Annotated in this window: 20 protein-coding genes; 6 read left to right on the top strand and 14 right to left on the bottom strand. The window is 73.4% G+C overall.

Features of this window, described 5'->3' with window-relative positions:
* Positions 1-10: 10 nt before the first annotated feature.
* Positions 11-919, bottom strand: coding sequence for a L,D-transpeptidase (locus tag GA0070619_RS20680; RefSeq protein WP_088949595.1), 909 nt, complete (start codon positions 917-919; stop codon positions 11-13).
* An 85-nt stretch (positions 920-1,004) separates the two neighbouring features.
* On the bottom strand, positions 1,005-2,450 hold the full coding sequence (locus GA0070619_RS20675; RefSeq protein ID WP_088949594.1) for an alpha-amylase: 1,446 nt from the start codon (positions 2,448-2,450) through the stop codon (positions 1,005-1,007).
* A 282-nt stretch (positions 2,451-2,732) separates the two neighbouring features.
* Here GA0070619_RS20675 and GA0070619_RS20670 point away from each other — a divergent pair, with 282 nt between their 5' ends.
* The 4 genes from GA0070619_RS20670 to GA0070619_RS20655 all read left to right on the top strand — a co-directional run bounded on the left by GA0070619_RS20670 (position 2,733) and on the right by GA0070619_RS20655 (position 7,353).
* On the top strand, positions 2,733-4,343 hold the full coding sequence (locus tag GA0070619_RS20670; protein ID WP_231927119.1) for a ferric reductase-like transmembrane domain-containing protein: 1,611 nt from the start codon (positions 2,733-2,735) through the stop codon (positions 4,341-4,343).
* Positions 4,343-5,806: an NADH-quinone oxidoreductase subunit NuoF family protein gene (locus GA0070619_RS20665; RefSeq protein WP_172862083.1), complete on the top strand. Its 1,464-nt coding sequence runs from the start codon at positions 4,343-4,345 to the stop codon at positions 5,804-5,806. The genes GA0070619_RS20670 and GA0070619_RS20665 overlap by 1 nt, the downstream gene beginning before the upstream one ends.
* 69 nt (positions 5,807-5,875) lie before the next feature.
* Positions 5,876-6,493 (top strand): TlpA family protein disulfide reductase, encoded by a 618-nt coding sequence (locus GA0070619_RS20660; protein ID WP_231927118.1) that lies wholly within the window; start codon positions 5,876-5,878, stop codon positions 6,491-6,493.
* On the top strand, positions 6,490-7,353 hold the full coding sequence (locus GA0070619_RS20655) for a cytochrome c biogenesis CcdA family protein (RefSeq protein WP_088949591.1): 864 nt from the start codon (positions 6,490-6,492) through the stop codon (positions 7,351-7,353). The genes GA0070619_RS20660 and GA0070619_RS20655 overlap by 4 nt, the downstream gene beginning before the upstream one ends.
* Here the strand turns inward: GA0070619_RS20655 and serS are convergent.
* The 5 genes from serS to GA0070619_RS20630 all read right to left on the bottom strand — a co-directional run bounded on the left by serS (position 7,350) and on the right by GA0070619_RS20630 (position 12,656).
* Positions 7,350-8,633: a serine--tRNA ligase gene (gene serS / locus GA0070619_RS20650; protein WP_088949590.1), complete on the bottom strand. Its 1,284-nt coding sequence runs from the start codon at positions 8,631-8,633 to the stop codon at positions 7,350-7,352. The two genes, GA0070619_RS20655 and serS, sit on opposite strands and share 4 nt — an antisense overlap.
* A gap of 97 nt (positions 8,634-8,730) precedes the next feature.
* A complete protein-coding gene (locus GA0070619_RS20645; RefSeq protein WP_371409918.1) occupies positions 8,731-9,795 on the bottom strand; it encodes a DNA polymerase III subunit beta family protein in 1,065 nt (354 codons plus the stop codon).
* Positions 9,796-9,838: 43 nt separating this feature from the next.
* Entirely contained in the window at positions 9,839-11,035 is a 1,197-nt protein-coding gene (locus tag GA0070619_RS20640) for a saccharopine dehydrogenase family protein (protein WP_088949588.1), read from the bottom strand.
* Positions 11,036-11,085: 50 nt separating this feature from the next.
* Complete coding sequence (locus GA0070619_RS20635) at positions 11,086-12,219, bottom strand: alcohol dehydrogenase catalytic domain-containing protein (protein ID WP_088949587.1); 1,134 nt, start codon at positions 12,217-12,219, stop codon at positions 11,086-11,088.
* Positions 12,216-12,656 carry a hypothetical protein gene (locus GA0070619_RS20630; protein WP_088949586.1) on the bottom strand — a complete coding sequence of 147 codons (441 nt, stop codon included), beginning with the start codon at positions 12,654-12,656 and terminating at the stop codon, positions 12,216-12,218. The genes GA0070619_RS20635 and GA0070619_RS20630 overlap by 4 nt, the downstream gene beginning before the upstream one ends.
* Positions 12,657-12,801: 145 nt before the next feature.
* Between GA0070619_RS20630 and GA0070619_RS20625 the strand changes: the two genes are divergently transcribed.
* Positions 12,802-15,687, top strand: coding sequence for a LuxR C-terminal-related transcriptional regulator (locus tag GA0070619_RS20625; RefSeq protein WP_088949585.1), 2,886 nt, complete (start codon positions 12,802-12,804; stop codon positions 15,685-15,687).
* Between the two features lie 43 nt (positions 15,688-15,730).
* On the opposite strand, the gene GA0070619_RS20620 is transcribed toward GA0070619_RS20625, so the two are convergent.
* The 5 genes from GA0070619_RS20620 to GA0070619_RS32535 all read right to left on the bottom strand — a co-directional run bounded on the left by GA0070619_RS20620 (position 15,731) and on the right by GA0070619_RS32535 (position 18,777).
* Positions 15,731-16,279, bottom strand: coding sequence for a DsbA family protein (locus GA0070619_RS20620; protein ID WP_088949584.1), 549 nt, complete (start codon positions 16,277-16,279; stop codon positions 15,731-15,733).
* Positions 16,276-16,773, bottom strand: a complete 498-nt coding sequence (locus tag GA0070619_RS20615; RefSeq protein WP_088949583.1) for a redoxin domain-containing protein — start codon at positions 16,771-16,773, stop codon at positions 16,276-16,278. Before GA0070619_RS20615 ends, GA0070619_RS20620 begins: the two co-directional genes overlap by 4 nt.
* A 96-nt stretch (positions 16,774-16,869) precedes the next feature.
* Complete coding sequence (locus tag GA0070619_RS20610) at positions 16,870-17,556, bottom strand: BON domain-containing protein (protein WP_088951933.1); 687 nt, start codon at positions 17,554-17,556, stop codon at positions 16,870-16,872.
* A 545-nt stretch (positions 17,557-18,101) separates the two neighbouring features.
* Positions 18,102-18,500 carry a hypothetical protein gene (locus GA0070619_RS20605; RefSeq protein ID WP_088949582.1) on the bottom strand — a complete coding sequence of 133 codons (399 nt, stop codon included), beginning with the start codon at positions 18,498-18,500 and terminating at the stop codon, positions 18,102-18,104.
* Positions 18,501-18,636: 136 nt separating this feature from the next.
* On the bottom strand, positions 18,637-18,777 hold the full coding sequence (locus GA0070619_RS32535) for a hypothetical protein (RefSeq protein WP_157744063.1): 141 nt from the start codon (positions 18,775-18,777) through the stop codon (positions 18,637-18,639).
* Positions 18,778-19,164: 387 nt separating this feature from the next.
* Here GA0070619_RS32535 and GA0070619_RS20600 point away from each other — a divergent pair, with 387 nt between their 5' ends.
* Positions 19,165-19,527: an STAS domain-containing protein gene (locus GA0070619_RS20600; RefSeq protein ID WP_088949581.1), complete on the top strand. Its 363-nt coding sequence runs from the start codon at positions 19,165-19,167 to the stop codon at positions 19,525-19,527.
* Between the two features lie 18 nt (positions 19,528-19,545).
* Here the strand turns inward: GA0070619_RS20600 and surE are convergent, their stop codons facing one another.
* Both surE and GA0070619_RS20590 read right to left on the bottom strand, forming a co-directional pair.
* Entirely contained in the window at positions 19,546-20,373 is an 828-nt protein-coding gene (surE, locus tag GA0070619_RS20595) for a 5'/3'-nucleotidase SurE (protein WP_088949580.1), read from the bottom strand.
* Positions 20,370-21,332: a PfkB family carbohydrate kinase gene (locus GA0070619_RS20590; protein ID WP_088951932.1), complete on the bottom strand. Its 963-nt coding sequence runs from the start codon at positions 21,330-21,332 to the stop codon at positions 20,370-20,372. Before GA0070619_RS20590 ends, surE begins: the two co-directional genes overlap by 4 nt.
* Positions 21,333-21,517 lie beyond the last annotated feature (185 nt).

Raw genomic sequence — 21,517 nt, 5'->3', positions numbered from 1 at the left:
CTGCTGACGGTCAGGCGGTCGGCGGCGGGGTGGGCAACCGGTCGACCACCAGCACGCTGCTGCCGGGGCGGACCTCGGCGAGCAGCTCCCGCTGGCCGGAGCGGGTCAGCCGGATGCAGCCGTTGGTGGTGTTCTCGCCCAGCTCGTCGTCGTTGTGCCAGGTGTGCACCCCGATGTGCGCGCCGCGCAGCCCGGCCGGCACCGACTCCGGGTCGTCGGGCACCGAACCGAGGGCGTAGATGTCCACCCCGCCGTAGACCGACTCCGGCGGTGGGGTGCGACCCAGGACGAAGGTGCGCCCGAGGGGAGTTTCCTGCCCCGACTGGCCGAGGCTGACCTCCCAGGAGCGCACCGCCTTGCCTGCCCGGTACCAGGTGAGACGGTGCACCTTGCGTTCCACCACGATCTGGTCGCGCAGTGGCACGGTGTCGAACCCACCGGGCGGCAGCCAGGCGAGCCGCCGGTTGGCCGAGGGCAGCAGCACTGCCGTCCAGCCGGCGTGCCGCTCGGCGATCGGCATGGTCAGCTCGACGCCGCGGATCGTCGGTTCGAGGAACGCTCGCGGACGACCGCCGGGAGCGTCGTACGCGGCGATCCGCGTGGTCGGATGCGCGCCCTCGGTCAGCGGTGTGGTGTCCATGGTGGCCGGGTCGGCGGGGAACCCCTTGGGGGCGGGGTCGTAGTCGACCACCGGCAGCCCGGCCGGGGCGGGCGCGGCCGCGGGGATCGGCTCCTCGGCGTTCTGCTCGACACTGCTCGGCGTCGGGTCGGCCGCCGCGACGACCTTCTCGGGGGCCGTCGGGCTCGGGGTGAGGGCCTGGCCGATCAGCAGCGCGCTCACCAGCAGCACGGGCACGGCGATGGCGGCGGCCACCCAGACGCCACGGCGGCGGTACGGGGACTTTCCGGCAAACTCCACCAAATGACTGTATAGGACGCACGTTCGCCGGGAAGGGCCCCTTGCCAGACAAAATGCGATAACAGGGGCTCTTCCCGGCGGTGCGTCAGACCCGTGCGCCGATGTGGATCGCCACGGCGTCGTGTGCCGGCACGTTGGCCGCGAACCAGCCGCTACCGTCCACCGTGATCACCGGTCCGCTGCACGTGCCGCCCGCGTACGTGCCGTGGATGACGTCGCAGTACCGACCGGCGGGCAGCCCGGTGTAGTAGGAGCGGCCGTTCACCGCGGAGTCCTCGTCGTTGACGGTGATGAAGCCCTTGCCGCTGCGGCTGAACGCGATGTGGTTGTTGCCGTTGTCGTACCAGTTGGCCACGGCGGCACCCTCGGTGGCGTTGCGGAAGCCCACCATGTTGGCGATCACCGGCCAGCGGTGCTCACACTCCCAGCCGGAGTAGCAGGTGGCGTTGAGCGTCTTGTTGGCGCCGTCCGAGGGTGGGCCGGCGTCCCGGTTGCTGAAGGTGTAGCTGGACATCACGGTCGGCGAGCCGTACGGCCAGGCCAGCATGAACGCGTTCGCCAGGGAGTAGATGCCCCGATCCTTGTAGGTCAGCACCCCACCCGAGTCGCGCTGGGTGTCGTGGTTGTCGACGAACACCGAGGCCTTTCCGGTGGGCAGGTGCCCCCAGCCCTCGCCGAAGTTGCGCAGGTACGCCAACCGCTCCGAGCGGAACACCCGGGCCAGGTCCTTGCCGTAGCGGAACTCGTGCACGTCACCGTTGCCGGTGTACTCGGTCGGCTGGACCGGCTCGCCGGCACCGTAGATGACCTCCTGCACGATGTACGCCGAGCGGGAGAGCTTGCCCCTGATCGCGGCGATGTCGGCGGCCGGCATGTGCTTGCTGGCGTCCAGTCGGAATCCGTCCACACCGAGGGAGAGCAGGTCGTTGAGGTACGAGGCGATCTTCGTGCGCACGTAGTCCGACTCGGTCTTGAGGTCCGACAGGTTGACCAGCTCGCAGTTCTGCACCTCGTACCGGTCGTTGTAGTTGGCGATGTCGTCGCCGCCGTTGCGACCGCAGTGGTGGAAGTCCTGGGTCTGGTAGATGCCCGGGTAGTCGTAGTGCGAGAAGGACGAGCCGGCCCAGCCGGTGCCGCCGTTGTCCTGACCGGACATGTGGTTGATCACCGCGTCGACGAGCACCTTGACCCCGGCCGCGTGGCAGGTGTTCACCATCGACTGGAACTGGGCCCGGGTGCCCTTGCGGGACTCGATCCGGTAGCTGACCGGCTGGTACGCCAGCCACCACTGGTTGCCCCGTACGTGTTCCTGTGGGGGCGAGACCTGCACGTAGCCGTAGCCCTTCGGGCCGAGTGTGCTCTGGCACTCGCTGGCCACCGAGGGCCAGTTCCACTCGAAGAGCTGGACGATGACCTTCTTGGAGCCGGACGGGGCGGCGACGGCCGGTGATGCCGGCACGGTGGCGGGGAGAAGCAGGCTGGCGACCAGGCCGAGGGCGAGGATCGCCGAGCCGCGTCGACGTCGGTGCATCGAGGACTCCTGACGAACGCAGGGCGGGGTGGGGGTGGTGGCGCGGCGGGAAACGCTGGGTTGTCGGAATCTTGCAACCCATGCTGAAAATTTCCGAAAGATTACAAGCCTGTTGCAGCGACTGTCAATGCATGGACGATCGTCACTGCAATGACCCGCGCGTGTGAGCGTGCGCAACGCACGTTGGCGGCAGTCGGTTCGATCCTGCCCCAGAAATTTTTGGCAGCGGGTGATCCGCGCACCCCCACCGTCCGTACTGGATGGGGGAGCAGGGGTCGGCCGGTGGTACGCCGCCGCGAGACGATCGAGGAGCAGATGGCCCGGGCACAGCAGGACAAGAAGGCGGCGACCGTCCGGACCAGCGCCAGCAGTCGGGGGGTGCGGACCCGGTCGCGGTCGGCGACAGCCATGCTGATCGCGTCGGTGCTCGCCGCGCTCTGGGCTGCGGTCATGCTGACCGGCGCCGGCCAGAAGGCGTACGCGTACGGCTTCTTCTTCACCGAGTTCTTCGCCGGGGTGATCTCCCTGGTGGCGTTGAGCCTCACCGTGATGCTCGGTCTGCTCGCCACCGACCGGTTGGTGCTGCGCATCTCGCACCGGGTGCTGATGCAGTCGGCGCACCGGGCCACCGGTGTGCTGGGCGTGGCCGGCCTCGGTTTTCACGTCCTCACCAAGATCGCCACGGGCCGGGCGGCGGCGACCGACGCGGTGGTGCCGTTCGTCGGCGGCCGAGGGCTCTACGTCGGGCTCGGCACGGTGGCCGCCCTGCTCATGGTCAGCGTGATCTGGACCGGGATCATCCGGGCCCGCTTCGCGGGCGTCGGTCCGAAGTGGCTGTGGCGCACGCTGCACTCCACCGCGTACCTGGCCTGGCCGTTCGCTGTCTTTCACGGCCTCAACGCCGGTCGGGCCGCAGCGCCCTGGGTGATGTTCAGCTACCTCGGCTGCATTTTGCTGGTGGTGCTTGCCCTGCTGGTCCGGTTCTCGGTCACCATCGGTCGGCGCAGCCGCGAACAGCACCAGGCCGCGGTGCGCAACGCGGTGATGGTAGGCCGGGCCGAGGAGGCGAAGACCGCCCGATCGCTGCTGGCCGGGTTGGGTCGGCGCAGCAAGGCCGCCGACAAGCGTCCCGCCTGGGCGGAGACCACCACCGCCACCTGGGCCGCGCCGGCCGCGCGACGTGACCCCGAACGGTTCACCGTCCCCGTGGTGCCCGAGCCCGGTTCCCTCGTCGAGCCGACCCGGCCGAGCCGACGTCGACGGGAGGAGGAGCCGGCGGCCCGCCGCGACACCGAACGCTCCCGCGGCCGGCGCGACAAGGTGGAGCCCACGACCCGCCGGTCGACCCGCCGCGGCGTCGAGGAGACCGACACCCGCCGGCGCGACGAAGAAGAGCTGGCGCCGGTGGCCCGGCGTCGCGGCTCGCGTACCCGGGACGAGGACGTTCCGACCGGCCGGCGACGCGCCGAGGACCCGGTCGTCGAACGGTCCAGCCGCCGGTCCCGCAGCGAGGACGACGGCAGCCGGTACTCGGCCCCGCCGACGGTCGAGCCCGAGGAGCCGTGGGACAGCCCGCGCCGGTGGCAGGCCGCCGAGCCGATCTCCGCCGGCCCGATCTCCAGCAGCCCGATCTCCGCGACGCCGCGCAGTGACAGCGGCTGGCACAGCGCCGACGAGGACCTGGCGGACGAGCCGGACTACTGGCGCCCACCGGCCCGGTACGTACCGGACGAGGTGCCGCCGCCGGTCGACGACACCCCGACCCTGGTCGACCTGGCCTCCCGGCGCGCGCGCCGGACGGCCGGCGAGGGCCGGTCCGCCAAGCGCCGCAAGGCCAGCGCCGACGCGGTGGACGGGGCGTACTGGGCCGGGCTGCGAGGTGAGGCGAAGTGATGCGTACCGCCGTGCCACCGGTCGCCTGTGTGGGCGAGCCCCGGCTCACCGCCGGCTTCGCCGAGTACGGCCGACTCGACCTGCTCGCGCACGAGGAGGTGCACGGACCGATCGGCCCGATGGAGCCGGCGCAGCTGCTCCGGCTTGCCGAGGGCATGCAGCTCAAGGGCAAGGGCGGAGCGGGTTTCCCGTTCGCCCGCAAACTGCGCGCGGTGCTGGAGTCCTGCGAGCGGCAGGACCTCGCCGCCGTGGTGGTGGTCAACGCCACCGAGGGGGAGCCGGCCAGCTGGAAGGACAAGGTGCTGCTGACCCGCGCGCCGCACCTGATCCTGGACGGGGCGGCGCTGGCCGCGTACGCGCTGGACGCCGACGAGATCGTGATCGGCGTGGCGGACGACGGGGTCGGCCGGGACTCGCTGATGGATGCGCTCGAAGAGCGCCGGATGCCGGTGCAGACGACGATCGTCACAGTGCCGCACCGGTTCATCTCCGGTGAGGGCGGCGCACTGGTCAACGGGATCAACGGGCTGCCGCACATCCCGCCCGGCACCAAGAAGCGCTCCAGCGACTCCGGGGTCAGTGGCCTGCCCACCCTGCTCTCCAACGCCGAGACGTACGCCCAGCTCGCCGTCGGCGCCCGACTCGGCCCGTACGAGTACGCGGCCCTCGGCACCGACGACGAGCCGGGCACCGTGCTGCTCACCGTGACCGGCGCGGCGGGCCGGCCGGCGGTGGTCGAGTGCACCGCCGGCATGCCGCTGCGCGACGTCCTCGACCTGTGCGAGGTGCCGGAAATTCAGGGCATCCTGATGGGCGGCTACCACGGCAAGTGGATCACCCCGGAGGCGGCGGAGACGGCCGAGGTCTCCCGCAAGGGCCTGGCCGCGGTAGGCGGCACCCTCGGCGCGGGCATCATCATCCCGCTCGGCGTCGACACCTGCCCGCTCGGTGAGGCCGCCCAGGTGGTGCGCTACCTGGCCGGGGAGTCCGCCGGCCAGTGCGGGCCGTGCAAGATGGGCCTGCCGGACCTGGCCCGAGCCGTGGACCTGGCCGTGGCCGGCAGCCAACCGGCGGACGTGGTGCGAGCCGCCGCCGGCGAGGTGAAGGGCCGGGGCGCGTGCAGTCACCCGGACGGCACCGCCCGGTTCGCGCTCTCCGCGATCGAGGTCTTCGCCGAGGACCTGCGGCTGCACAGCACCGGCGACGGCTGTGGGCGGCGGGTCAAGGGCGTGATGGGGCTGCCGGGCGCACCCGACGAGAACCCGCAGAAGCTCACCCTGGACTGGTCGCGCTGCGACGGGCACGGCCTCTGCGCGCACGTCGTACCGGACTTCATCCGGCTCGACGCGAACGGATACCCCGCCTTCCCGCCCACCCCCGTGCCGACCTGGCTGCGCGAAGGCGCGCTGAAGGCCGTCAAGGTGTGCCCGGAGCTGGCTCTGCGCCTCGCCAAGGCCGAGTAGGGAAGGGCACCCAGTCAACGCCTGATGAGAGTCGGGAAGGGTCCCTTCCTGACCGGAACGGAGAAGCGGATGCCCAGTGGCATGGCATGGACGGCGGCCGGGCATCTACGCCGCGCCGCCACCGCCGGGACGCTCGTCGTGGCCCTGTCCGGCGCTGCTGCCTGCACCGGCACCGCGCCGGGTGGCCCCGCCGTCGCCGGGTCGGCCCCGGCCTCGACCGGTTCGGCGACCACACCGACCGGTACGCCGGCTGGCGCGCCACCCGCAGCCCCGGCGCAGGTCCCGGACATCCTGCGCTTCACCGGCACCACCCTCACCGGCGCCGCGTTCGACGCCGCGCAGCTCGCCGGCAAGCCGGTGGTCCTGTGGTTCTGGGCGCCGTGGTGCGCCACCTGCGCCAGCCAGGCCTGGACGGTCGCCGAGGTCGCGCCCCGATACCGGGACACCGTGCCGATCATCGGCGTCGCCGGGCTGGGCGAGCAACGCGCCATGAAGGAGTTCGTCACCGAGTTCGACCTCGCCGGGACGCCGCAGATCGAGGACCGCAAGGGCGCGCTCTGGAAGCGGTTCAAGGTGACCGAACAGAGCATCTTTGTGATCATCGACCGGAACGGCACAGTGGTCCACCAGGGCTTCCTCGACGGTGAGGCGCTCACCGCCCGCGTCGCCGCCCTGGCCGGGGCGTGACCGCCGCACTGCTGCTCGCGCTGACCGCCGGCATGCTCGGCGCGGTCAACCCGTGCGGCTTCGCGTTGCTGCCCGCGTACCTCTCGCTGTTGGTCGCCGGTGCGTCGGACGCCCGCGGCGCGGTCGGCCGCGCGCTCACCGCGGCGGCCGGGCTGACAGTGGGGTACGTGCTGGTCTTCGGCGCGTTCGGGCTGGCGCTCGCGCCGCTGGCCGGCTGGCTGCGACCCCGGCTGCCCTGGCTGACCGTGACGCTCGGCGTGCTGCTGATGGTGGCGGGCTGCTGGCTGCTCGCCGGACGGCGACTGCCCTCCCCGGGCTGGTCGGCCCGAGCGCCCCGGCTGACCCGTTCCTGGCCGTCGATGGTCCTGTTCGGTGCGGCGTACGCGCTCGCGTCGCTCGGCTGCGCCATCGCGCCGTTCCTGGCCATCGTGGTGACCAGCCTCCAGGCCGGCTCGACCGGCCAGGGGGTGGCGCTCTTCGGCGCGTACGCCCTCGGGATGGGTCTGGTGGTCGCGGTCGCCGCGCTCGGCGTGGCGCTGGTGCGCGACGGCCTGGTGGCGCGGCTGCGCGTCGCCGGCGCGCTCGTGCCCCGGCTCAGTGGCCTGATGCTGCTGCTCGCCGGTGGTTACGTCGCCTGGTACGGCTGGTACGAGCTACGGCTGGCGGCCGGCCGCCGCGACGCCCTGCGGGACCCGGTGATCCGGGTGGCGTCGGAGGTGCAGCACGCCCTGGCCGACGCGCTCGACGCCGTCGGCCCACCAGTGCTGCTGGCCGCTCTCGTCCTGCTCACTGCGCTGGGTGCCTGGATGCGTCGACGGGGGCGCGGGGCGGACCCGGCCCCCGTCGAACGGACCGGCTAGCGCGAGGTCAGACGGTCGGTGCCCAGGCGGTCCTGGAGGACCTTCGGGATCAGCACCGAGCCGTCGGCCTGCTGGTTCTGCTCCAGGATGGCCGGGAAGAGCCGGCTGGTGGCCAGCGCCGACCCGTTGAGGGTGTGCACGAAGCGCGTCTGCTTGCCGCCCGGCTCCCGGTAGCGGATGGCCGCCCGACGGGCCTGGTAGTCGCCGGCCCAGGAAACCGACGACACCTCCTTGTACTTGCCGGTGCTCGGCATCCACACCTCGATGTCGAGGGTCTTCTTCATCGAGGCGCTGGCGTCACCGGCGGAGAGCAGGGTGCGCTGGTAGTGCAGACCCAGCCCCTCGACCAGGCTCTCGGCGTGGGCGAGCATCTCCTCCAGAGCGGCGTCGGCCTGCTCCGGCAGCGTGAACTGGAAGATCTCCACCTTGTTGAACTGGTGCCCGCGCACCGTGCCGCGCTCGTCGGAGTGCGAGCCGGCCGACTCCCGCCGGTAGCACGGGGTGTACGCGAAGGCCTTCAGCGGCAGCTTCGGGGTCTCCAGGATCTCGTCCTGGTACGCACCGAGGATCGCCGTCTCCGACGTGGGCAGCAGGAACTGCCCGCGCGGGGCGGACGCCGAGTCCAGGTGGTAGACGTCGTCGTAGAACTTGGGGAACTGGCCGGCGGCGAAGCCGGCCGAGTCCAGCAGGAGGTGCGGCGGCAGCAGGAACTCGTAGCCGGCCTTGATGTGCTGGTCGACGAAGTAGTTGAGCAGCGCCCACTCCAGCCGGGCACCGACGCCGGTGTAGATCCAGAAACCGGACCCACCGAGCTTGACCCCGCGCTCGTAGTCGACCAGGCCCAGCGCGCGGCTCAGCTCGACGTGGTCGCGGACCTTCTCGATCACCGGCGGCTCGCCGAAGGTCTTCACGACCCGGTTGGCTTCCTTGCCGCCGGCCACGACGTCGTCGCTGGGCAGGTTGGGCAGCTCACTCATCGCGTCGCGCAGCCGGGCCTGCACCTCGTCCAGCTGGGACTCCAGCTCGGCGAGCTGCTTACGCTCGGCCTCCGGCGCGGCGGCCTGCGGCTCCTCGCCGGCGCGCTTGGCCTGCGCGTACGCCCGGGCCTCCGCCTTGCGGCGTTGCCGCTCGGCGTCGATCTCCGTGATCAGGGCGCGTCGTTCCTGGTCGAGCCGCTGAATCTCGTCCAGGGCACTGGTGACCTCGGCGGGATCCAGACGCTTCGCCAGCGCGGTCGCCACCGCCTCGCGATCCTTCCGGATCAACTCCATGTCGAGCATGCTGCTCTGTACGCCTCCGTCCGGGGTTCACAGGTGAACCACCAGATGCTACCGTCGCGGGCTTTTCCTCGCGGGACGGGGATTGCTGGCCGCCGGCTCAGAGCCGGATCGGCATGAGCACCGAGTAGGTGTCCGCGTCGTCCGGTCGGCGTAGGGCCAGCGGGGAGATCGGCCCGTCCAGCTCCAGCACCAGTTGCGGCGCGCCGGCCGCGTTCAACGCGTCCAGCAGGTAGCGACCGTCCACCCCGACCCGCAGCGCGTCGCTGTCCAGGTCGGCGGCGGGGAGCAGCCGAAGACCGCCCTGGTCGTCGACGCCGAGCACGGTGACCTCCCGGGCCGTGCCGTCGTCGTCGCGGGCGACGGTGGGGGCCGCCGGGTCGGCCAACGCGGCGCGCAGCGTGGCCACGTCGACAGTGATCCGGCGCGCGGTGGGCCGCTCGCCGACGGCCTTGCGCAGCAACCGGCGGTAGTCCGGGAAGTCGTACGGCAGGGCGGTGCCGGTCAGCGTCCGGTCGGCCACCAGCACCCGCAGGTCCGCGCCCGCCACTGTCAACGACACCGGCCAGGCGTCGGCGGCGTCGAGCAGCGGCCGGAGCTGGTCGACGAGGGCCACGGGGACGAACACCCGCACCGGCGGACCGTCGACGTCGGCCCGGGAGCGGGCCAACGCGAGCCGGTACCGGTCGGTGGCGACGAGCCGGACACCGTCGGGCTCCACGTCGAGCAGCACGCCGCAGAGCATCGGCATCTCCGGGTCCGCGCCGACGGCGAAGCGCACCGCGTCGAGCGCGGCCGCCAGGTCGGCGGGGGAGAGCAGCAGCGTGGTGGTGCTCGGCTGGGCCGGGTCGACCAGCGCCCGGAGCCGGGTCACCTCCCGACGGGCGTCGGCCAGCCCGTCGACCAACCGGCGCAGGTGCGTGTCGAGCAACCGGTGCACCGCAGCCGGCTCGGCGCGGACCGCGGCGGCGATCTCCGGCACCGGCATGCCGATCCGGCGCAGCCCGGCCACCAGCCGGGCCGGGGCGATCTGCTCATCGGTGTACCAGCGGTAGCCGGTCACCGGGTCGACCAGGGCCGGTTCCAGCACCCCCGCCGAGTCGTAGAAACGCAGGGCGCTGACGGTCAGGCCACTGGCCCTCGCCAGCTCACCGATGCTGTGCAGGTCGCTCACGCTGGGCATCCTGCCCCCTCGACCCGGTCGAGGGTCAAGCCGAGTGCTCCGCCGTGTCCTGCTTGAGCACCCGGAAGGTGAGCCCGGCCCGGACGAGCCGGTCGAGCAGCGCGTCACCCATCGCGGCGACCGGGGTGACCTGACCGGCAGTCTGCGGCAGCTCGTCGAGCGCCAGGCACAGCGCCGACTCGCCGAGCATCTTCGCCGTCTCGTCGTAACCGGGGTCGCCGCCAGCCACCTCGGTGACCACCCGCTGCCCGCCGCCGGTGCCCACGAACCGGACCCGGAACCAGGACGCCGCCCGTTGCTCGGCGGTGGGCCCCTGCCCGGACGCGAGCCGGCCGAGCAGCCACCGTCGGCTGGGCGGCAGCTTCACCAGCCCGACCACCGCTCCGAGCCCGACCGCGCCGGCCAGCACTGTGGGCAGCCGCTTCACGGCCGCGAAGTGCCGGTAACGGAAGTCCGGGCCGTACTCCGGGCGGGCCGCCGCCGAGCGGCGGACCACCTGCGGGTCGATGGTCGGCAGCGGCACGGTCCAGATGCCCAGCTCCGCCGAGCGGCCCAGCCGGCCGGGCACCGCCCGCACCCGGCGGCCGGTGGGGCGCGGCTCGACCGCCCGACGGTCCCGGGCGGCCTGGCTGGCCTGCCCGGTACGGGAGAACGCGGTGAGCGCCGAGTGGTAGGTGCCGGCGGAGAACCGGCCACCGGCGCGCACGTAACCGTCCACGGTGATCGGCACGTCGGCGGGCAGCTGCTTGACGGTGAACCAGACGCCCAGGTCGTGCGGGATGGAGTCGAACCCGCAGGCGTGCACCAGCCGCGCGCCGGTGCGGGCCGCCTCGGCGTGGTGGCGCACATACATCAGGTCGACGAACTCCGGCTCACCGGTGATGTCCAGATAGTCGGTGCCAGCCCGGGCGCAGGCGGCGACCAGCGGCTCCCCGTGGTGGACGTACGGGCCGACAGTGCTGGCCACCACCCGGGCGCTCTCCGCGACGGCGCGCAGCGAGGCCGCGTCGGTCACGTCGGCGGTGAGCAGCGGAAGGTCGGTCAACGTCGGGTCGGTCGCGGCCAGCCGGTCCCGGACGGCGGCGAGGCGGCCCGAGTCGCGCCCGGCCAGCGCCCAGCGCAGCCCCGGCGGCGCGTGCCGGGCCAGGTATTCAGCGGTCAGGCCCCCGGTGAACCCGGTCGCCCCGAACAGCACCACGTCGTACGTTCGCTCCCCAGCCATCCCCAGAGTCTGCCATTCGCGGTGCCCGATGGCAGATCACGAAAGGGCCGTCACGGCGTGAACACGGCCCGTACGCATCCGTCAGCCCGGTCCCGGAACAGCGCGTACCCCTGCGGGCCCTGCTCGAGCGGCAGCCGATGGGTGGCCAGCTGCTCGGTGCGCAGCTCGTCGCGGGCCATCCGGTCCAGCAGCATCGGCACGTCCCGCAGGTCCGGCCGCCGGGCCCCGCGCAGCGTGAGCCGCCGGTCGTTCACCGTGCCCAGCGGAAACGCGTCGACGAAACCGGCCGACTCGCCGAGCACCACCACCACACCGCCCTTGCGGCAGGCGTACACGGCCTCCCGCAGGGCGTCCGGGTGGTCGGCGGTGCGGCCACCGAAGCGACCGGCCGCCGACCAGCCGACCGCCACCACGCACACGTCCGCCCCGCGTCCGCCGCTGCGGTCACGCAGCTCCGCCGCAACGTCGGTGTGGCGATAGTCCAGCGGCTCCGCGCCACAGTGCCGCTCCGCCATCCGCAACCGCTCCTCGTAGCGGTCCACCACCAGCACCTGGGCGGCACCACGCCGCACCGCCGCCCAGGCGGTCAACTGGCCCACCGCTCCGGCGCCCCAGATCGCCACCACGTCGCCGGGGCGCACCGCACCCAGCTCAGCCGCCGACCAGCCGGCCGGTGCCGCGTCGGCGGCGAACAACGCCCGGTCGTCGTCGACAGCGTCCGGCACCGGAAACGCGCCCACGTCGGCGTACGGCACCCGCACGTACTCGGCGTGACCGCCCGCGAAGCCGCCCGCCGCCCGGGGCCGGCCGAAACCGCCGGCGTCCCGTCCCTGGTCGGGGTCGGCGCTCGCCAGGTCGACGCTGCTGTTGTCGCAGCAGGAGTGCAGGCCCTGACGGCAGTACCAGCAGCCGCCGCAGGCGACACTCGCGCCGACGACCACCCGGTCGCCGGTGCGGTGCCGGCGGACGGCGGGCCCGACCTCGACCACCTCGCCCATGAACTCGGCCCCGAGCACGTCACCGGCCCGCAGCAGCGGATCCCGCCCGGCCAGCAGCGGCAGGTCACCGCCGCAGGTGGTGCTGCGACGAACCCGGACGATCACGTCACGCTCGTTGCGCAGCTCCGGGTCGCTCACCTCGCGTACCGCCACCTCGTCGGCGGCGACCCAGCACAGCGCCCTCACCCGTGCACCTCGCGGCGGTCCAGCGCCGACCGGTCCGCGCGCAGCACCTCGCCGGCCTCCACCCGTTGCTTGACCTGGCGCAGGGTACGGCGCACCAGCAGGCCCGGGTCGTCACCGACCAGGTGCGCGGCCAGCCCGGGGGGCGGGGTGCCGCCGGGCAGCGGCCGGGCCGCCAGCTCCGTGCCCCGGTCGCCGGGCGCCGGCCGCACCCGCACCTCGACCGCACCGCCCAGGCGGCGCAGCGGTTCGGGCCAGCGACCATCGGGGAGCACCTGCTCCGGAGGCCGGTCGACAGTCACCACCTGCCACCGGGCCGGCGCGCCAGGGTCGCCGTCCGCGCCGGTCCGGCCGCGCCGCCGGGGTACGCGCAGCAACCGCGCCGCCCCGGTCAGCGCCGCGCTGCCGAGGGCGGGTCCCGCCCGCGCCAGCCGTCCCATTCGTCCCCACCCGTCCTCGCGGTCCACGTCCCCCGATCGTCGGTCCCGGCCGGGTGAAGCGTGCTCGCCCGGAAGGGGTGAACCGGCCCCCGCCGGGTAACCGCTCGCCGACCGGGGGCGGAGCGCGTGGTGGGGGTGGGGCTGGGTGCCGGAACAGCGGAATCGCGTACGGGTCGAAACCGCACGACAGGTCGATACGGCACCGGGGCGTCCGGCGGAGTCTCCGCTGCTGGCGTCCCGGCTGACTCCGGCCGTGCCGCCGGAGCCGGTGGTGGCCCGGCCCCGACTGCTGCGCCGGTTGGACGAGGGCAGTGCCGGGCCGGTCACCCTGATCGCTGCTCCCGCCGGCTGGGGCAAGACCACGCTCCTCGCCTCCTGGGTACGGCTGGGCGGTGCTGAGCCCGACGTCGAGCCGGGCGGGGTCGTGCCCGACTCCGGCGACCTGTCGGTGCCGCCCGAGGCCCGCCCGGTCCCGGCGTGGCTGTCCGTGGAGGTGGGCGACGACGGCGACCGGCTCTGGGCGTACCTCGCGGCGGCCCTGCGGTCGGCGACCGGGTCGGCGGAGGACGGCCCGCTGCCGGACCGGCCGCCGCGCCCGGAGCAGCTGGAGGTGCTGGCCGCCACGCTCGCCGCCGCGGACCGGCCGGTGCTGCTGGTCCTGGACGACCTGCACCGGGTCGCCGACCCGGCGGCGCTGACCGGCCTGGAGTTCCTGCTGCGACATGCCGAGCGGCGGCTGCGCCTGGTGATCGGCGCGCGGGCCGGGTTGCACCTGCCCCTGCACCGGCTACGCCTCGCCGGAGAGCTGACCGAGATCGGCCCGGACGAGCTGGCGTTCACCGACGACGAGGTGGCCGACCTGCTCACCGCGCACGCCGCCGCGCTACCGGCAGCCGCCGTGCACCAGCTGCGCGACCGGACCGGAGGCTGGCCGGCCGCGCTGCGCATCGCCGCGCTGGCGGTGCGCGGGCAGCCCGACCCGGAGCGCTGGGTGGGGCAGTTCGGCGGTGACCAGCCGGAGATCGCCGGCTACCTGCACGAGGAGGTGCTCCCCGCACTCGACCCGGCCGAGGAGGATCTGCTGCGCCGGACGGCCATCGTCGACACCGTCTGCGCCGACCTGGCTGAGGCGCTGACCGGTCGGGCCGACGCCGCACAGGTGCTGGCCGCCCTGGCCGGGACCGGTGGCCTGCTGCACCGCGAGGACACCCGCCCACCCTGGTACCGCTGCGAGCCCCTGCTCGCCGACCTGCTCCGCGCCGACCTGGCCCGGTTGCCCCCCGACGAACTCCGTGACCTGCACGGACGGGCCGCCGACTGGTACGCCGAGGACGGGCGGCCGGCCGACGGTCTGCGGCACGCGCTGGCCGCCGGCCGGTGGGACCTGGCCGGCGACCTGTTCGTCGCGCACTGGCCGGAACTGACCCGGTACGACCGGGACCCGGTGCACGCCCCCGCCCCCATGAGCCCGCCGGCGGAGGTGATCCGCGCCGACCCGGAGGTGGCGTTGGCCTGCGCCGCCGAGCGCGCGTACGCCGGTGATCTGCCGGCCGCCAGCAGCCACCTGCGCTCGGCCGCCGACCATGCCGCTGGTCTGCCCGTGCCGCGGCGGGACCGGTTCCTACGCCTGGTCACGGCGCTGGAAGTAAGCGTGGCACGCCTCTCCGGCGACCCGGCGGAGGTCCGGGCCGCCGCCGCCCGACTGCTGCGAACCCGCCCTGCGGGCGCCACGCCGACCCGTGTGCCGGACTCCGCGCCGACCGGAGCGGCCAGCTCCGCCCCGACGGCCGGTGGGGGAGGCGCGGCCGACGACGCGGACCTGAGAGCGTTCACCGGCACCGCCCTCGGGCTGGTCGAGTTGGCCGACGGCGCACTCCCGACCGCCCGGTTCGTCCGGGCCCGGGCGGCGGCGCGCGAGGCCGGCCGTCCGCGTACCGAGTTGGTCGGCGCCAGCCGTGCCGCGCTGCTGCTCGCGGTGCGCGGCGAACTGCGGGCGGCCGAGCAGGCGGCTCGGGACGCGCTCGGGATGCCACCCTGTCGGGGCTGGTCCTGTCGGCTCGACTGCGCCTACGCGTACCTGGCGTTGGCCCTGGTGGCGCAGCTCCGCGACCAGCCCGAGGAGGCTGCCGCCAACCTCGCTCTCGCCGGCCCGGCCCTCGGCATCGTCGGCGGCTGGATCGCCGGCCTCGAGACGGATGCGGGCGACGACTGGCCGGCCGCCGCTGCCGACGAACCGGTAGCGGCGACGGTGGCCGCGCTGTGCCGGGCAAAGCTGCACCGCGACTCCGGCGACCCGGCAGCCGGGCAACGACTGCTCGTCCGGGCCCGGGAGGCGCTGGCCGACCGGCCGTCCGCGACCGAGCTGGCCGGCCTGCTGCGGGCCGCCGAGGCCGAACTGCGCGCCGAGCGGGGTGACCTGGACGCCGCCCGCGACCTGTTGGTCGGCGCGAGCGAACCCGTCCTCGCGGTCGCGGCGGCGAAGGTGGAGCTGCTGGCCGGTGAGGCCGCTGCCGCAGGGCGCGCCCTTCCGGGCTGGCAGTCACCAGCGGCCACCTCCTGGCCCCTGCCGGTACGCCTCGACGCGGGGCTGCTGGACGCCCTGCTGGCCGAGCGGGCCGGCGACGGGCGGCGGGCGGGCCGGATCCTGGAGCAGGTGCTGGACCTGGCCGGGCCGCAGGGCTGTCGACGGGTCTTCACCCGCGCCGAACCACCCGTGCGGGACCTGCTGGCCGCCCACCTGGACGCCGGCACCGCGCACTTCGCGCTGGTCAGCGACCTGGTGCGGGGAGCCGGCAGGAGCACCGCCCGCCCCGCCGCCGAGCCGAGGGACACGCTCGACGAGCCGCTCACCGAGCGGGAGCTGACCATCCTGCGCTACCTGCAGAGCATCCTGTCCAACGTGGAGATCGCCAGCGAACTGTCGCTCTCGGTCAACACGGTGAAGACCCACGTCCGCAACATCTACCGCAAACTCGACGCGACCCGCCGGCGCGAGGCGGTCCGGCGGGCGCGCGAGTTGCGGCTGATCTGAGCAGGTCGGCGGTTCTCGGTCGGCGGTCAGGCGTTGCCGGCGGTCAGGCGTTGCCAGCGGCGTCCACGGCCGCCAGCAGGTCGGGCAGGTCGTAACCACCGTCGTGCCGAACGCCGTTGACGAACAGGGTGGGGGTGCCGTTCACCCCGCTGCGGATGCCGCCGACGAAGTCCCGACGCACCCGGTCCGCGTGACTGCGGCCCTCCACCTCGGCGTTCAACTCGTCCGGCGGCAACCCGACCTGCTCGACACCGAGCGAGAGGTGCACCGGGTCGAGTTGGTCCTGGTGCTCGTAGAGCCAGTCGTGCATCTCCCAGAACCGGCCCCGGACCCCGGCGGCCTCGGCCGTCTCGGCGGCGCGTTCCGCGTACGGGTGCATGTTGGCGATCGGGAAGTACCGGTAGACCAACCGCACGGTGTCGGCCCGCTGCCGCAGCAACTCGTGCAGGTTCGGGTACGCGGCACCGCAGAACTGGCACTGGAAGTCGCCGTACTCGACGATGGTCACCGACGCGTCGGCCGGGCCGCGGATGTGGTCATCGGTCGTCACCGGATCCCGAAGCCGGGCGGTGACCTGAAGTGGCGTGGTCATCCGGCCATCACCTTCCGATCGGCGGCGAGTTGGTCCAGCGCGTCGAAGATGCCGTCCGCGCCCGGGTTGACGTCGGGCGGGGAGAGGTAGCTCCAGGTCACCGTCCCCGCCGGGTCCAGCACCACGAGCGCGCGGGCCGCCTCACCGTTCGACATGTACGCGCCGTAGCGGCGGGCCACCTCGCCCTTGGGCTCGAAGTCGGCCAGCAGCGGGAACTCGATGCCCCGGCTCTCGGCGAACGCCCGGTGCGACCAGATGCTGTCCACCGAGATGCCGAGCACCGCTGCCCGGTACTGGGCGAAGACAGGCGCCGCCGACTGGTAGAGGGACATCTGGTCACCGCAGACCGGGCTCCAGTCAGCGGGGTAGAAGGCGAGCACGACCGGCCGGCCACGGAACTGCTCAGGGCCGACGAGGCCCCCGTCCGGGGTGGCCGGCAGGGTGAAACCGGGCGCGGGGCGGCCCGGTTGGATCAGCCCGTTCGGATCACTCATGCCTCCAGCCTGCTCCCGGGGCGGGTGAGACGGACTCACCCACCCCGGGTGGTTCCACGCCCGTTCAGCGCCCGCTGAGCGGGCGCCCGCGTCCGCTCAGCGCAGCACCGGGGCGACCGCGATGTGGTTCTGCACCTCGCGGATGCCGGGCGCGGACCAGGCCAGCTGCTCCACCTCGGCCCGCTCGGGCATCGAGTGCACCAGACCGGCGAGCACCGCCGTGTCGCCGTGCACCCGGACGCTGATCCGTTCGGCCTCGGTCGCGCCGGCCCGGGCGAGGGCGTCGACGATCCGCTCGGCCAGATCCCGGCCGTCGGGTGGGGCGGCCGGACGGACGGTGATGCCGTTGCTCACCCCGCGTACGCCGGTCAGCCGGCTGACCGCCCGTTCTGAGGCCCGGCGCTGGTACTCCCACTCGACGTCGCCGTGCAGCGTCACCCAGCCGGCCGAGACGGTGACCTGGAGCTTCTCGATGGGCACGAAGGCGTCCCATTCCAACGCGTGGCTGGCGGCGGCGGCCAGGTCGGGATCGGCGCGCTCGGAGCCGCTGTCCAGTTGCACGGCCACGTCGTTGGCGACCGCCCGGACCCGGGCGACCCGGTGCGTGGCTCGCTCGGCGGCCCACTTCTTGGCGTAGCTGTCCACGCGTCCGGTCAGCGTGACGACGCCCTCGGCGACGGTCACGCCGATCTCGTGCGGCTGTACCCGCGGTTCCCAGGTCAGCTCGTCGAGTACGGCGGACTGGATGTCCTGGTCGGTTCGGCTGATCTCCGCGATGGCCATCTGCCCCTCCTCCCGTGCTCTGTCGGCGGACCGGGCGGCGGTCGCGGCCGGGAGGTCCGCCGTCGTCCGATCCTGCCGCTGCTCCGGGTGAACCATCCTCGCCCGGAAGGGGTGACGGCCCGGCCGTGCTGTTCCGGGACGGCCGGATTTCCGCCATGGGAGCGCTTCCAAAGCGAGCCGCCTTCAGTTACGGTAGTGGCGTTCCTCGATTGCGGGAGCCGTTCGCGTCGGGTGGTGGAGCCAGGGCAGCTCTTCCCGTCCCCGTCGCTGTGCCCGTCCCCCGGGCCACGGCGTTCACGTGCGGTCGACCCCGTCCCCCGGGGCTCCGCCCGAGAGGAACAGCACCCACCCAGCAGCCTCCATGCGCCCCACCACCCGAGCACCGGTCCGCCGGCGGCCTGAGGGGTCCGGCACCCGGCGGACCGGCCCCAACCTGTTCGGTAATCGGCCACGTCCAACCCGCCCTGTCCCGCCGCAATGCCGGCGGGCCCCGCTCGACCGTGGTCGAGTGGGGCCCGTGGTGGTGGTGCGGGGAGAGCGGTTGATCAGACCGCGGGGGAGTTGGGGCGGTCGACGTCGACGAACTCCACGTCGTCGACGGCACGGTCGTCGTGGCTGCCGGCGGCCCGCGCGGCGGACCCGACGGCCCAGCCGACCGCCGCGCCGACGAGCGCGGCACCGATCAGCAGCGTCCAGGGCAGTGCCGGCTGGCGGCCGGCGAGCGCGTCGAAGGCCAGCGAGGCACGCCGACGTGCCTCCTCGGCGGCGGAGCCCACCAGGTCACCCGCGCCATCGGCGAGGTCGCCGCTGTTGCGACGGGCCGACCGGGCGGTGTCCCGCACACTGTCTCCGGCGGAGCTCACGGCCGAGAGCAGGTGCTCCCAGGCCTGGTCCGCGATCCGCTCCGGCTTGCTGCGGCGGTCCAGCAGGTTGGTTCCGAACATCGTGGTTACCTCCTCGGGTGCCGAAGCCGCCGGCCACTTCGGACTTCGGCGTCTGTTCAGCGCGTCACGGTTCGCCTACCCCGCAGTGCCCAGGGCCGCCCGAGCGCAAACCCGGCCGGCCCTGGCTCGGAGGAACTCAGCGCACCACTGTCACGGCGACGCCCCGGGCGAAGTCGTCGTCATCGTCGTCATCGTCGCCTCCGCCGCCGAAACCGCAGGCCAGAACGAGGGCGAGCAAGACGCCGACGCCAGCCAGCCCCGCAAGTCGCTTGATCATCGAAGGTCCTCTCCGTCACGGTGGGTTTCCCGGCCCGATGCTAGGGCGCGTCGGCAACCACAGGTGCCGATCAGGGCGGGCGTTCGCGGGCGACACGCCGGTGGCACACGGGGCGGGCGTAGGTGGTGGTCCGGTTGTCGGGCCTGTCGGGTCCGGGCGGCTACCCTTGTCCGCGGCGCGTCGGTCCCGACTGATCGCCGAGGGTCAGATAACGAAAAGTGTTGAGTAATCAGATACTGAAAAGTACGGATATGGGCGGCTTTGTGGGTCCGGATCCGCGAATTACTCATCCCGAGGGGTGGCGACCGAGGCCGTCGGAGGAATACTCTCGGTCGCGGCCCGCGTACTGATGAGGCGCCCGGGGGACGGGCGGGTGGAGGTGCTCGCGTGAGCCTGTCGATCGTGAAGTCGGTTCTGTCCGGTGGTGTGGTGGAGATCGCCCCGCGGGGCGAGATCGACGTGGACACCGCGTACGAGGTGCGCGAGGCGATCGCGGAGGTGCTGGCCAAGGGCCGTCCACTCCGCATCGAGCTGAACATGAGGCTGGTCACCTTCATCGACTCCGTCGGCATCAGCGCCATGGTCGCCGGCTTCCAGACGGCCGAGGTCAGCGACGTCAAGCTGGTGGTCACGCAGCCGAGCCGGTTCGTGCACCGACAGCTCTGGGTGACCGGTCTGCTCGGCCTGTTCGGCGCCCCGGAGCCCTACTTCGCCGGTGCCGCCACCCCCGAAGTGCTGCCCGGCGCCTGAGCACACCGGGCATTCCGGTCAGGGCTGCTCGTCCAGCCCGGTCAGGTCGATGTCGGTTGCTTCGGTGACCGCCCGGATGGCCGTCACCGAGGCATACCCGGCGGCCAGCAACGCCACGTCGGTGCCCGGCTGGGCGGCCTGCCCCGGCTCCTCCAGCGACGTGCGGATGAAGCCGTGGCCGGATTCGGCCACCGTCATCTGCACCTGACCGAAGCTGGCCAGCGTGCCTCGCCGCACCCCGCGCAGGCGTCCGTGCGGCAGGTCCGGGGCGTTCACGTTGAGCACGCTCTCCATCGGTGCGGACGTCAACCGGGGGAGCAGGTCCAGGGCGACCCGCGCCGCGGTGCTCCAGTGCCGCTCGGCGTCGCGTACCCGGGCGGCCGCGTCCACTGCCGCACCGCCGCTCGCCGCCGTCGCCTCGCCCGCGGAGAGCACGTCCAGGGAGACCGCCATCGCCCGGCACCCGTTCGTGGCGGCGGTGAACGCGGCCCCCACCGTCCCGGAGTGCAACACGGCCCGGCCGGCGTTGGCACCACGGTTGATGCCGGAGAGCACCACCGATGGCGGTGGGCCGAACGCGCCGTGCAGGGCGATCAGCGTGATGAAGCCCGGTGAGCCGCCAACCCCGTACGCCGGCACGCCCTCCAGGTCGGGCAGCGGGTGGTCGTTCACGACCACCCGTCCGTCCCGTTCCACGGCGCTCATCGCGGCGCTGGTGCCGCTCGCCTCCTCCAGCGGGGCGGCGACCACCACGTCCAGGCCCCGCTGCCGGGCAGCCCAGGCCAGTGCCTGGATGCCCGGCGCGGCGATCCCGTCGTCGTTCGTGATCAGCACCCGCAGGGTCATCGGTCGACCGCCCGGTCGGCCAGCTCGTCCGGGGTGGTCCGCTCCTGCTGCCGGCTGTCCGCAGGCACCAGTCGGACCCGTTCCACCAGGCCGGTGATCGAGTCCAGTCGTCCGGTGCCCAGGCCATGCCGGGTGACGTTCAGCGCGCCGGCCGCGGCCCCGGTCCGGATGGCGGTCCGGATGTCCCCGCCGCCGGCCACGACGGCCGCCACCCCGGCGGTCATCGAGTCGCCCGCGCCGCGCGGGTCGGCGGCCTCCAACCGGGGCATCTCGACCTCGAACAGCTCCCCGTCGATGAGCGCGAGTGCCGGCTGGTCGGCCCGGCTCACCACCACCGTCTCGGCGCCGGCCGCGTGCAGCTCGTACATGACCCGGGTCAGTTCCACGATGTCGTCGCTGCGGGCGCGGCCGTCGCGGATCAGCTCCTCGTGGCTCACCTTGAGGAAGAAGACGCCGCCCTCCAGCGCCGAGCCGAGGTGATCGCCGGAGAGGTCGACCACCACCCGACCGCCGTTGGCGCTGAGGTCGGCGGCGAAGCGTCGGTACAGGTCGGCAGGCACGAGCCACGGCTCGTTCGGCCCGCTGAGGATGCTCACCGCGGCCGACAGGCCCTCGCCGAGGGCCAGGTTGTACAGCTCGTCGAGTTCGTGTCGGCTCAACGGCTGACCGGGCACGTCGGCGATCTCCTGCCGGGAGCCGTCCCGGCGGTCGTGCACGTACCCGCCGCTGCCGGAATCACGGGCCACCGCCTTGAGGTCCACGCCCTCACTGACCAGCAGCGGCTCCAGCACCTGGCCGATCTCGCCGCCGAGGGCAGCGCAGAGCACCACCTCGACACCGAGCGACATCACCATCCGGGCCTGCCAGACGCCCTGCCCGCCGGGGTGCAGGTGCAGCTCGGGGTGGTCGTTCGGCTGGTCGACGGTCACCGTCAGCTGTGGAGTGGGCGCGAAGACCATCACGTGCCCGCTCACCGGATCGTCGCCGTTCATGATGTCCGCCTCCAGCACGGCCGGGTGATTCCTCACTAAACGACCTTAATGCGCCAAACGGTGACTGGGCGTGTCATCGGGCCGGCCCTCGGACATTGCCAGCCAGACATCGGTACGGGACGATCGTGCGACCATCGACGGCGGGAGACGGT

It is taken from the genome of Micromonospora zamorensis (genome assembly GCF_900090275.1).
Classification (GTDB): domain Bacteria; phylum Actinomycetota; class Actinomycetes; order Mycobacteriales; family Micromonosporaceae; genus Micromonospora; species Micromonospora zamorensis.
This window is presented reverse-complemented; position numbering and strand designations above follow the sequence as displayed.